This window comes from Microbacterium sp. (assembly GCF_049650565.1).
Taxonomy (GTDB): domain Bacteria; phylum Actinomycetota; class Actinomycetes; order Actinomycetales; family Microbacteriaceae; genus Microbacterium.
The window spans coordinates 1-12614 of the sequence record NZ_JBASAK010000033.1 but is presented as its reverse complement, the minus strand read 5'-3'; the positions used below and the strand labels follow the sequence as shown (position 1 = coordinate 12614).

Genomic DNA, 12614 nt, shown 5'->3' with positions numbered 1-12614 from the left:
GCCGCCGAGCGCGCGCAGGCCGCTGCGCGGGCGACTGCGCAGGATCCGATCCCCGTCGCCCCCGCGGCGCCTATCGCAGCGGCTGTGCCTCCGATCGCTGCCACTCCGGTCGCGGCGCGGGCATCCGATTCTCCCTCCACGCCGGAAGACACGCCCGCCGCGCAGCCGAGGGTCGTCAGCGAGGTCGCACCGCTCCGGCCCGCCGAGCCTTCGGCGGTCGCGCCCTTCGGGCAGGAGGGCGGCCTGGACTCGCTGTTCTCGCCCGAGCATCACAAGCCCCTCCCGCCGAGGAAGCGGGGTCGCGGGTGCCTGATCTGGCTGCTCATCCTGCTGGTCGTGCTGGGCGCCATCGCGGCGGGCGGCGCGTGGGTGTACAGCACCTATAAACCCCAGATCGACAAGGTGATGGGCTGGGGCGAGCCCGCCGACTACTCGGCGGGGCAGGCATCCGGCGAGGCTACGGTCACGATTCTGAAGGGCGACACCGGCTCCCCGGTGTCGACGGCGCTGTACAAGGCTGGTGTGACGAAGACCGACCGGGCGTTCTACGACTACCTGATCGAGGAGAACAAGTCCGTCACGTTCTATCCCGGTGTCTACAAGCTGCAGAAGAGGATGACCGCCGCTGCGGCACTGACGGCGCTGCAGGATCCGAAGAGCAGGATGGCGAACACGGTGCGCATCGCGGAGGGCGGTACCATCGCGTCGTCCCTGCCGAGGATCGTCGACGGCGTCGGCCTCAAGCTCGAGGACCTGCAGGCCGCTGTCAAGGATCCGGCGGCTTACGGCGTGCAGGCGAAGTCGCTGGAGGGGTGGCTGTTCCCGGCCACGTACACGTTCGATCCGGGTGTCACCGCGAAGGACGTCGTTCAGCGCATGGTGGATCGCACGCGCGAGTCGCTGCAGAAGGCGGGAGTGCCGGATGCCGACGCGCAGCGCGTGCTGACCATCGCATCGATCATCGAGCGCGAGGCGCGGACTCCGGACTTCGCCAAGGTCTCCCGAGTGATCGAGAATCGTCTCGCCGATGGTATGAGGCTGCAGATGGACTCCACCGCGCAGTACGGGTTCGGTGAGCTGCACGCGGGCAAGGCCAGCACCTCCAAGGAGGCCCAGAACAACGACAACGCGTGGAACACCTACGTCATCACGGGGCTGCCCGCCACGCCCATCGCCAGCGCGGGGGATGCCGCGATCGACGCGGCCATGCACCCTGCCGACGGGCCCTGGCTGTACTTCGTCACCGTGAACATGAGCACGGGGGAGACGCAGTTCTCGACCACGTACGAGGAGCACCAGCAGGCCATCAAGAAGATGCAGTCGTGGTGCAAGGCCAATCCGGGCACGGGATGCTGAGGTGACCGGCCGCACGCGACTGGCGGTCTGGGGCGACCCGATCGGCCACAGCCGGTCGCCCGCGCTGCACGGCGCCGCCTATCGCCGGATGGGGCTGGACTGGCACTACGGACGTCGGCAGGTCGATGTCGCGGGCTTCACCGCCGCCCTGGACGGACTCGATGACACCTGGCGCGGACTGTCGCTGACGATGCCGCTGAAGGCCGTGGCTCTGTCCGCCTCCGATGACGCCGATGAGCACGCGCGGCTCACCGGCGCCGTCAACACGCTGCTGCTGGGGGAGACGCTGCGCGGCTTCAACACCGACGTCGGCGGCATCGTCGATGCGTTCACGAACGCCGGGGTCACCGGCATCCGCTCCGCTCGCATCCTCGGCGCGGGCGCGACGGCTGCATCCGCGCTGGTCGCGCTGGGGGAACTGGGCGCGACGTCGGTGGAGGTGCGCGCGCGTCGCCCTGAGACGGCGGGGCGGATGTCTGCCATCGGCGAGCAGCTGGGCGTGGCGATCACAGTGCTGCCGTTCGACGCCGCGGCGGATGCCGTCGACGCGACCGTCGCCACGCTGCCCAGCGGCACCGTGCTGGATGCCTCGATCGCGGGCGCGCTCGCGAACGCGGGCGGCGTGCTCTTCGAGGCCGCCTACGCGCCGTGGCCCTCTGCGCTGGCCGCGCAGTGGCGGGATCCTCGGGTGATCTCGGGGTTCGAGATGCTGCTGTACCAGGCGGTGCGGCAGATCCGCATCTTCCTGCACGGCGACCAGAATCACCGCCTCGACGATGAGGACGTCATCGTGGCGATCATGCGCGCCGCGGCCATGGAAGACTAGAGGCATGCTCCGTGTGCTGACGGCCGGCGAATCGCACGGCCCCGAACTCATCGCCGTCATGGAGGGCCTGCCCTCGGGCGTGCCCGTCCTGGCGGAGGCCATCCAGGCCGACCTGCAGCGTCGCAAGCTCGGCTACGGCCGCGGCTCGCGCATGAAGTTCGAGCAGGACGAGCTGACCATCTCCGGCGGCGTCCGGCACGGACTCTCACTCGGGAGCCCCGTCGCGCTGCGCATCGGCAACACCGAGTGGCCGAAGTGGACCGAGGTGATGAACCCGGCTCCTGCCGAGCTGACGGAGAAGTCCCGCGGTCGCGGTGCCGCGCTCACCCGTCCGCGCCCCGGGCACGCCGACCTGGTGGGTATGCAGAAGTACGACTTCGACGAGGCACGTCCCATCCTCGAGCGCGCCAGCGCCCGTGAGACCGCGGCCCGCGTGGCCCTCGGCGCCGTCGCCCGCGCATTCCTGTCCGAGCTCGGCATCCGTCTGGTCAGCCACACGCTGTCCATCGGCCCGGTGCGCGTCCCTGACGGGTCGCCGCTGCCGACACCGGACGACGTCACTGCGCTGGATGCCGATCCGCTGCGCTGCTTCGACGCCGCGACCTCCGCGCTGATGGTGGCCGAGGTGGACGCGGCACGCAAGGACGGCGACACGCTCGGCGGCATCGTCGAGGTGCTGGCGTACGGGCTGCCCCCGGGCGTCGGCTCGCACGTGCACTGGGACCGCCGACTCGATGGTCGTCTCGCGCAGGCGCTGATGAGCATCCAGGCCATCAAGGGCGTCGAGGTCGGCGACGGCTTCGAGACCACCCGCCGTCGCGGCTCCGCGGCGCACGACGAGCTGTTCGAGACCGCCGACGGCATCACCCGCAGCTCCGACCGCGCCGGCGGCACCGAGGGCGGCATGACCACCGGCACCGTGCTGCGCGTGCGTGCAGGCATGAAGCCGATTGCCACGGTTCCGCATGCGCTGCACACCGTCGACGTCGCCACGGGCGAGGACGCCTCCGCCCATCACCAGCGCTCCGACGTGTGCGCGGTGCCCGCGGCGGGCGTCGTGGCCGAGGCCATGGTGGCCATCGAACTGGCGAACTCCGTGCTGGAGAAGTTCGGCGGAGACAGCATCCGCGAGACGCGTCGCAACCTGGAGGGATACCTCGCCGGCATCCCCGAGGCGCTGCGCACGGCGCCGGCATCCGAGGCGGCGCTGCTCGCCCATGATGAGCTCTCCTGACACGGCCGACCGTCCGCTGACCGTCGTGCTCGTCGGCCCGATGGCGGCGGGGAAGACCAGCGTGGGGCGCAAGGTGTCCCGGCTGCTCGAGGTGCCGTTCACGGACACCGACAAGCGGATCGCGGCAGAGCACGGCCCGATCCCTCAGATCTTCGCGGAGCACGGCGAGCCGTACTTCCGCGACCTGGAGCGCACGGCGGTCGCCGAGGCCGTCGCGGCCGGCGGCGTGGTGTCGCTGGGCGGCGGAGCCGTGACGGATACCGCGACGCGCGCGCTGCTGGCGCAGCTTCCGGTGGTCTTCCTGACCGTCAGCGCAGAGGCGGTGTCGCAGCGCATCCGCGGTGCGGGGCGCCCGCTGCTGACGGGGGAGGGCGATCCGGTGGAACGCTGGCGGACGATCTTCGCGGAGCGACTCGGCTGGTACGAGGAGGTCGCGGACCTGACCGTTGACACCTCGCGCCGGCCGATGCGGATGCTGGCGGAGCAGATCGCCGCATGGAGGAAGGAACAGGAATGACCCTCAAGACCATCAGTGTGACCGGAGCGTCCGCCTACGACATCATCCTCGGGCGGGACATCCTCGACGAGGTGCGCACGGCGCTGGACCCCGCCGTGCGCAAGGTCCTCATCGTGCACGCGCCCACGCTGGCCATCCGTGCTGCCGAGCTGCGTGACCGGCTCACGGCCGACGGCACGCTGCAGGTGCTGCTGGCGGAGATTCCGGATGCCGAGGCAGGCAAGCGCGTCGAGGTCGCGGCGTTCTGCTGGCAGATCATGGGCCAGGCCGACTTCACCCGTACTGATGCCGTGATCGGCTACGGTGGCGGATCCGTCACCGACGTCGCGGGATTCGTCGCGGCGACGTGGCTGCGCGGCGTGCAGGTCGTGCAGGTGCCCACGACCGTGCTGGGACTGGTGGACGCATCGGTCGGAGGCAAGACCGGGGTGAACACCGCAGAGGGCAAGAACCTGGTCGGCGCGTTCTGGGCTCCCCGCGCCGTGATCGGCGACCTGGACGAGCTGGGCAGCCTGAGCGCGAATGAGGCCACCGCCGGCTTCGCAGAGGTCGTCAAGGCCGGCTTCATCTGGGCGCCGGAGATCCTGGACATCATCGAGGCAGCCCCCGCACGCGCCGTGGACACTGCCACGGATGAGTTCGCGCACATGGTGGAGCTGGCGATCGACATGAAGGCCAAGGTCGTCTCGGAGGACTTCCGCGAGCAGAGTCAGCGCGAGATCCTCAACTACGGGCACACGCTCGGTCACGCCATCGAGCACGCGGAGCGCTACCAGTGGCGGCACGGCGCGGCCATCTCCATCGGCATGATGTACGCCGCCGAGCTGTCCAGGCTGGCGGGCCGGCTCGCGGACGAGGCCGTCGACCGGCACCGCAGCGTCCTGGAGTCGCTGGGTCTGCCGACCACGTACCGCGGCAACGCCTGGAAGGGCCTGCTGACGACCATGAAGCGGGACAAGAAGGCCCGCGGGTCGATGATGCGCTTCATCGTGCTGGACGACATCGCCAAGCCCACCGTGCTCCAGGCGCCCGACGAGTCGCTGATGTTCGCCGCCTACCAGGAGATCGCGGAGTGATATGCACCGCCTGATGCTGCTCAACGGCCCGAACCTCAACCTGCTGGGCACCCGCGAGCCGGAGGTGTACGGCACGGCCACCCTTGCGGATGCCGAGCAGCTGACGGCCGCCACGGCTGCGGAGCTCGGCTACGAGGTGCGCGCGCTGCAGAGCAATCACGAGGGCGTGCTCATCGACGCCATCCACGCTGCCCGGGAGGACTGCGCGGGGATCGTCATCAACCCGGGCGGGCTCACGCACACCTCGGTGTCGCTGCGCGACGCGCTGACCGGTGTCGGCCTGCCGTTCGCCGAGGTGCACATCTCCGACGTGTACGCGCGTGAGGCGTTCCGCCACTTCTCCTACCTGGAGGACGTCGCCGCCGTCCGCGTGGTCGGCCACGGGATCGAGGGGTACGCCGAGGCCGTGCGGGAGCTGGTCGCGAAGATCGGCGAGTAGCCGGATGCGGGATTCTGCCGACCTGTACGATGCAGAGCCCGCTGAATCGAACGGCACGGCGGTGTTGCTGTTGGCCGGGTCGAGCGGGCGGATCGAATCCGCACGGGCCGACCTGCTCTCGACGACCGGCGCTCGTGTGCGCGCCATCCGATGGTTCGGCGGCATCGGACAGCGTCCGGCGCCGCACGAGGTGCCTCTGGAACTGTTCATCCAGCAGATCGAGGTGCTCCGCCAGGATGCGGATCGCATCGTGCTGTTCGGCTCGTCGTTCGGCGCCGAGGCGGCCCTCGCGGTCGCGAGTGGGAATCGGGTCGACGGCGTGATCGCCGTGGCCCCCTCATCGGTCGTCTGGGCGGGGCTGCATGCGGGCTGTCGGACGACCCATCGGGGAGGCATCCAGACGGCATCCGATAAGATGACTCCTTGGTCACTCTCTGCGCGCAACCGCGCCCGACCATTGAACCTTCCAAACGAACGGACTCGCACCAGCATGGCATCCACCGCAGACATCAGGAACGGCGTCGTCCTCAAGATCGACGGACAGCTCTGGAGCGTTGTGGAGTTCCAGCACGTCAAGCCCGGCAAGGGCGGTGCGTTCGTGCGCACCAAGCTGAAGAACGTCGTCTCGGGCAAGACCGTCGACCGCACCTACAACGCCGGCACCAAGGTCGAGATCGAGAACGTCGACCGCCGCGACTTCCAGTACCTGTACAACGACGGCGACAGCTTCGTGTTCATGGACCAGGAGGACTACGACCAGCTCAACGTGTCGGCCGCCACCGTGGGCGACGCGGCCAACTTCATGCTGGAGAACCAGCAGGTGCAGATCGCGCTGAACAACGGCACACCGCTGTACGTCGAGCTCCCGGCATCCGTCGTCCTCGAGGTCACGCACACCGAGCCCGGCCTGCAGGGCGACCGCTCGTCGGCCGGCACCAAGCCCGCCACGCTCGAGACCGGCTACGAGATCCAGGTTCCGCTGTTCCTCGAGCAGGGCACCAAGGTCAAGGTCGACACCCGCACGGGCGACTACCTCGGCCGCGTCAACGACTGACCTTGAGCGCACGCACCAAGGCGCGCAAGCGCGCCCTCGACATCCTCTTCTCCGCCGACGTGCGCGGAGAAGAGGTCTCCGTCGTCCTGGCCGCGGCCGCCGCTCGCGCGGCCAGCGAGCCGGCGCGACAGGCGTCATGGCTGTACGCCCGCGACATCGTCGACGGGATCATCGATCACCACGACGAGATCGATGAGCAGATCACCACGCACAGCCGCGACTGGAAGCTGGAGCGGATGCCGACGGTCGACCGCGCCCTGCTGCGCATCGGCACCTGGGAGATCCTCTTCAACGACGAGGTGCCGACGGCCGTCGCCATCGACGAGGCCGTGGAGCTGGCCAAGGAGCTCTCCACCGAGGACTCCGGCGCCTTCGTGCACGGTGTACTCGCTCGCATCGACCGCGCCCGGTGAGGATCGCTGCGCGTTGAGAGGCGCCTCGGCCTCACTCCGACTGCGGGGGAGCCGTCCGCGGCACCTCGGGAGCCGTACCGTCGGAACCTGCCCTCGCCCCGACCAGCTCGCCGCCGAAGTCCGGCGGGAGCGTCGGAGCGGGCAGTGGCCCCGGCCGACGTCTGTGCGACCGGCGCACCAGCAATATGATGGCCGCCGCGACCAGCGCGATCAGCACCAGCCAGGGCAGGCCCACGCCCAGTGCGATGCCGACTCCCGCCCAGAACGCGAGGAAGCCGTTCCAGCCCGCGACGATGGCCTCGCCGAGATCGCGCGGCGTCGTCGGCGCAGGAGCATAGTGCGCTTCGAAAGCCGCGGTGATCGTCGCCATCGCCACCTGATCGCTCAGGGAGCGCTGCTCGGCCTCGAGGCTCTCGAGCTGGCTCTGCCGGTCGGAAAGGGACTTCTCGAGCTCGATGAGGTCCTCGGTCTTCGTGGCTCCCGCGAGCCATTCGCTGTACCGGGAGATCGAAGTGCGCAGGGCGGAGATCCTGGCGTCCAGATCCCGCTGCGCGGCATCGACCTTCTTGGTCTCCATCGACGACTCCTGCAGGCTGCCGAGCTTGCGCACCGCGAGCAGTGTGTCGTCGAGCGCGGCCGAGGGGATGCGCAGCACCAGCTCGGCGCGCGCCGTGACATCCCCGGATGCCGCCTGCTCGTTCCGCCCGTCCACGCGGCCCCCGGCATCCTTCACCAGGGCCGCCGCCTTGTCGGCGGCGGTGATCGGGTCGTCGGCCTCAAGCGTCATCCGGCCGGTGACGACCACCGCGGCATCGGGAGCGTCATCCGGTGCCGCCGCCTGCTCCGGCGCCGAGCCGCCGGCGTGGGACACCGAACGGTCGGATTGGACGCTTCCCCCGCTGCTCGCCGAGCAGCCGGCCAGCAGCGCGAGTACCGCGGACAGGGTCAGCGCGACCATCGTGCGCTTCGCAAGGGAGCTCATGCGCTCAGGCTAGGCAAGGAGTCGCGGTGATGGGGTCACGATCCGACAAGCTTTGCGTAACGAACCGGCATCGCCGCGGATGTCCGCGGCCTGCGAGAGGATGCTGAGATGACCGTTCCCCGCCCCAGCGCGCAGCAGCTGCGTCGTCTCGCGGGCGACGGCGGCTACCAGCGCGGACTCGACTACGCGCGCCGCGGCCGCGTGGAGCAGACGTCGTGGGAGGCCGCGTCCGAGACGCTCACGGCCGAGGTGTACGGCGGCGAGCCATCGCCGTACCGGTGCCGTGTGCGGTTCCACGGCGGCGAGATCATCAGCTCCTCGTGCTCGTGTCCCGTCCAGAGCGGCTGCAAGCACGTGGTGGCCGCGATGCTCGTGGCACCCGAGCGCGAGACGCGGATGCGCGTGGAGACCGAGCGGCGGATCGACGCTCAACGGGCGTCCTGGCGTCGGCTGATGCCCGGTGCAGCACCGGCTCGCAGCGTCACGCCGCTGGCGCTCGGCGTCGAGCTGCGCGTGCGACCGTCGCGCGCCCACGATCGATGGGGCGCCGCGCAGGCACGCACCGCCACGCCCCGAGAGCTCGTCCGCGAGCACGGCGAGGTGCAGCTGAGCGTCCGCCCGCTGATGCGCAGCGAATCCACCTCGAGATGGATCCAGGGGGATGCCACCTGGGACGGCGTGCGCCGCGCCGGCTACCGCTTCGACCCCGAGCAGTCGCGGTGGTTCACCGACTTCCTCGCCATCGCCCGCGACTCGCTGCTCTCGGGCACGGCCACGGACTGGATCCCGCTGGACCGTGTCGAGTCCCCGCTGCTCTGGCAGCACCTGCGCACGCTTCCCGCGCTCGGCATCCCGTTCGTCGCGACGCAGAAGCACACCATCGTGCACCTGGCGGGTCACGCGACCGCGGGCATCCGGATCGACACCCGCGACGACGGCGGGCTGCTGATCGACGCGGACGTCAGCGTCGACGGGGTGAGCGTTCCCACGGCATCCGTCAGCCCGATCGGCACGACCGGCGTCTACACGTGGGCGGTCGTGGGGACGACCATCGAGGTCGCGCTCGCTCCAGTCCCCTTGAGCGCGCCCGTCCGGGCGGCGCTCACGGCATCCGATCCGATCGAGGTCTCCGCCGAGGACCGGGAGCTGTTCTTCCACGAGGCGTACCCCGCGATCGCCCGGAGGTCTGCCGTCACCGCACCCGCAGGGGTCGAGCTGCCCGCGCCCGTGAAGCCCGAACCCGTCATGCGCGTGCGCTTCGGTGCCGCCGACCGCGTGGAGCACCGCTTCGAGTGGGAGTACGCCGGGCACGGCACGGTGCGGCTGCTGATGGGCGAGCCCGTCCCCGCCGACCATCCGTTCCGCGATGCCGAGGCCGAGCGACTGGCGCTTCGCGGCCTGGAGCGGCTCTGGGCGTCGGCCACCGACCTGCCGTTCGAAGCGAGCGCGGCTCACATCGGCGTCGCCACCGCCGAGTGGGCGACCACGGTGCTTCCGGTGTTCGAGGGCAGTGACGTACGGGTGGTCATCACGGGCCGCCGCAAGAAGTACCGCGAGCTCACCGGCACGCCCGAGATCAGCGTGTCGACCGTCGACTCGCCCGACCCCGACTGGTTCGACCTGGGGGTCATCGTCCGGATCGAGGGCGTCTCGATCCCGTTCACCCCGCTGTTCAAGGCTCTCAGCATGCGCCGCACCAAGCTGATGCTGGTCGACGGCAGCTACTTCTCGCTCGCACATCCCGCGCTGCAGACGCTGCGAGACCTCATCGACGAGGCGGCCTCGCTGGCCGAGTGGGAGACCGGGCCGCGCATCAGCCGCCACCAGCTGGCGCTGTGGGCCGACTTCGAGGATCTGGCCGATCAGTCCGAGGCGGCGGTCTCCTGGCGCGCTCTCGCCGAGGGCCTGCGCGATGTGCAGAACGTGCCGACCGCGACTCTCCCCGTCGGGCTGAACGCCGAGCTGCGCCCCTACCAGAGGAAGGGGTTCGACTGGCTGGCCTTCCTGTGGTCGCACGGGCTGGGCGGCATCCTCGCCGACGACATGGGGCTCGGCAAGACCCTGCAGCTGCTGTCGCTGATGGTCCATGCCCTCGAGACGGGGGAGCGGAAGCCGTTCCTCGTGGTCGCGCCCACCTCGGTGCTGGGCACTTGGCGCAGCGAGGCCGCGCGCTTCGCACCGGGTCTGCGCGTGCGCGTCATCGAGGGCACGGCCTCGCGTCGCGACGACTCGCTGGCGGATGCCGTGGAGCAGGCCGACGTCATCGTGACCTCGTACACGCTGCTGCGCCTGGACGACAAGGAGTACGGCGACCTGGAGTGGGCGGGCGTGATCCTCGACGAGGCGCAGTTCGCGAAGAACCCGGCAACCAAGGCGCACAAGGCCATCGCCGCTCTCCGCTCCCGCGTGAAGATCGCCGTGACCGGCACGCCGCTCGAGAACAGCCTCACCGACCTGTGGGCGCTGTTCTCGCTGACCGCGCCGGGCCTCTTCCCCTCCGCGCGGAAGTTCCGCGAGGAGTACGTGCAGCCCATCGAAAAGGGCAAGGTCCCCGACAATGAGGAGGGCGGCGACTACCGGCGCCGCAGGCTGGAGCGGCTGCGCCGCAGGATCCGGCCGCTCATGCTGCGCCGCACCAAGGAGCTCGTGGCCGCGGATCTGCCCGAGAAGCAGGTGCAGGAGGTGTTCGTCGACCTCTCGCCCGCGCACCGGGCACGATATGACACCGTGCTGCAGCGCGAGCGGCAGAAGCTGCTCGGCCTGCTGGCCGACCTGGACCGGAACAGGTTCATCGTGTTCCGCTCGCTGACCATGCTGCGGATCCTGGCGCTGGCACCCGGCCTGATCGACCCGGCCGATGCAGGCATCCCCTCCAGCAAGCTGGACGTGCTCATCGAGCAGGTGCAGGAGCTGCGTGCCGAGGGCCACCGCGCGCTGGTGTTCAGCCAGTTCACGAGCTTCCTCGACCTGGCGGCTCAGCGGCTGGAGGCCGCGGGCGTCCCGCACACGCACCTGGACGGATCCACCCGCAATCGCACTGAGGTCATCGACTCCTTCAAGGACGGCGAGCAGCCGGTGTTCCTCATCAGCTTGAAGGCCGGCGGGTTCGGGCTCACGCTCACCGAGGCCGACTACGTGTTCCTGCTGGATCCGTGGTGGAACCCCGCCGCCGAGGCGCAGGCCATCGACCGCACGCACCGCATCGGGCAGACCCGCCGCGTGTTCGTGTATCGCCTGATCGCCTCGGGCACCATCGAGGAGAAGGTGCTCGCGCTGCAGCAGCGCAAGGCGCGCCTGTTCACTGCGGTGATGGACGACGACGAGCTGTTCTCCAAGGCGCTCACCGCCGACGACATCCGCGGTCTGCTGGAGACCTGACCAGGCTCCGCGGGCGCTTATCGACGGCCGGCCACCGGCCGGGCACAGCATCCGATCGATAGAATCGACACGTCCACAGCAGAAGGAGCGTTATGCGGATCACGGGACTCGGCCACGCCGGGATGTTCATCGAGACGGTCGGCGGGAACTTCATCTGCGACCCTGTGCTCGGACCCTCCTTCTTCGGCTCGTGGTTCCCGTTTCCCGACAACCGTGGCCTGGACTGGGAGCGCTACGGACGCGAGGCCGACTTCCTGTACATCTCGCACCGGCATCGCGACCATTTCGACCCGCGTGCGCTCGAGAAGTACATCCGCAAGGACATCGAGGTGCTGCTGCCGGAGTACGTCACCGACGACCTCGAGAACGACATCCGGAAGCTCGGCTACACCAACATCACGTACACGCAGGCCGGGCAGATCGACCAGCGCGGCAACCTCAAGTTCATGATCACGCCGCTGCGCGCCCCCAGCGACGGCCCGATCGGCGACTCCTCGCTGAGCATCGACGACGGCACGGCGTCCATCCTCAACCAGAACGATTCGCACCCGCTCGATCTGGAGGCGTTGCTGTCGTTCGGCAAGCCCGAGGCGTACTTCACGCAGGTGTCCGGAGCGATCTGGTGGCCGATGGTCTACGACCTGCCGCAGGACGCCAAGGTGAACTTCGCGAAGCTCAAGCGCGAGGCGCAGAACAAGCGCGCCATGTACTACATCGAGAAGGTCGACGCCCCGCACGTCTTCCCGATGGCCGGCCCGCCGATGTTCCTGCGCGACGACATCTTCCAGTACAACGGCACCGGCCGCGACGGCGACGCCATCTTCACCGACCAGAAGGAGTTCCTGGCGCACCTGAAGGAGAAGGCGCCGCAGTACGACGGGCAGCTGTTCGTGCCCGGCACCGTCGTGGAGCTGAACGGCGGCGAGATGACCGTCTCGCAGAGCCTGTACACGGATGCCGAGATCCATCACATCTTCGACGAGAAGTGGGACTACCTCGAGGAGCAGCGCGCCTCGCGTCAGCAGGAGCTGCGCGACGAGGAGGCCACCCGTGCCCAGGTGCTGCCGCCCGATGAGATGCTGGCCGCCATCAAGGAGTGGTGGGAGCCGCTGATCAAGAAGTCCCGCACCATCCGCCTCGGAGTGGGCGGGCATGTGCGCTTCAGGATCGGCGAGCTGGACATGGTGGTCGACTTCCCGCGCGCCAAGGTGCGCGAGTACGCGGGGGAGGAGTGCATCTACTGGTACACGATCCCCGCCGACCTGGTCTCCACCAACATCCGCGACCACGAGATCGACTGGTCGAACTCGATCTTCCTGTCGATGCAGTTCTCCGTGGG

The 12614-nt window shown here is 69.5% G+C and carries 11 protein-coding genes; 10 read left to right on the top strand and 1 reads right to left on the bottom strand.

Annotated features, from left to right (window positions below):
* From mltG to nusB, 8 genes are all read left to right on the top strand, one after another.
* The coding region (mltG, locus tag WA967_RS06005; RefSeq protein WP_424420057.1) for an endolytic transglycosylase MltG at positions 1–1356 on the top strand (1356 nt) is incomplete at its 5' end.
* A gap of 1 nt (position 1357) precedes the next feature.
* On the top strand, positions 1358–2182 hold the full coding sequence (locus WA967_RS06000) for a shikimate dehydrogenase family protein (protein ID WP_424420055.1): 825 nt from the start codon (positions 1358–1360) through the stop codon (positions 2180–2182).
* Positions 2183–2186: 4 nt separating this feature from the next.
* On the top strand, positions 2187–3416 hold the full coding sequence (gene aroC, locus WA967_RS05995; protein ID WP_424420053.1) for a chorismate synthase: 1230 nt from the start codon (positions 2187–2189) through the stop codon (positions 3414–3416).
* Positions 3403–3933, top strand: a complete 531-nt coding sequence (locus WA967_RS05990) for a shikimate kinase (RefSeq protein WP_424420051.1) — start codon at positions 3403–3405, stop codon at positions 3931–3933. The genes aroC and WA967_RS05990 overlap by 14 nt, the downstream gene beginning before the upstream one ends.
* Entirely contained in the window at positions 3930–5009 is a 1080-nt protein-coding gene (gene aroB, locus WA967_RS05985; protein WP_424420049.1) for a 3-dehydroquinate synthase, read from the top strand. The genes WA967_RS05990 and aroB overlap by 4 nt, the downstream gene beginning before the upstream one ends.
* A 13-nt stretch (positions 5010–5022) precedes the next feature.
* Positions 5023–5448, top strand: a complete 426-nt coding sequence (locus WA967_RS05980; protein WP_424420047.1) for a type II 3-dehydroquinate dehydratase — start codon at positions 5023–5025, stop codon at positions 5446–5448.
* Positions 5449–5938: 490 nt separating this feature from the next.
* Positions 5939–6502, top strand: coding sequence for an elongation factor P (efp, locus tag WA967_RS05975; protein ID WP_424420059.1), 564 nt, complete (start codon positions 5939–5941; stop codon positions 6500–6502).
* Between the two features lie 2 nt (positions 6503–6504).
* The gene (gene nusB / locus WA967_RS05970) at positions 6505–6915 is read left to right on the top strand and encodes a transcription antitermination factor NusB (RefSeq protein WP_424420045.1); all 411 of its coding nucleotides are present in this window, start codon (positions 6505–6507) and stop codon (positions 6913–6915) included.
* 31 nt (positions 6916–6946) lie between these two features.
* Here nusB and WA967_RS05965 read toward each other — a convergent pair whose 3' ends face one another.
* Positions 6947–7897 (bottom strand): DUF4349 domain-containing protein, encoded by a 951-nt coding sequence (locus tag WA967_RS05965; RefSeq protein WP_424420043.1) that lies wholly within the window; start codon positions 7895–7897, stop codon positions 6947–6949.
* 108 nt (positions 7898–8005) lie between these two features.
* On the opposite strand from WA967_RS05965, the gene WA967_RS05960 reads away from it, so the two are divergent.
* Both WA967_RS05960 and WA967_RS05955 read left to right on the top strand, forming a co-directional pair.
* Entirely contained in the window at positions 8006–11275 is a 3270-nt protein-coding gene (locus WA967_RS05960; protein WP_424420041.1) for an SNF2-related protein, read from the top strand.
* Between the two features lie 92 nt (positions 11276–11367).
* A partial coding sequence (locus WA967_RS05955) for an MBL fold metallo-hydrolase (RefSeq protein ID WP_424420039.1) occupies positions 11368–12614 on the top strand: 1247 nt, incomplete at its 3' end.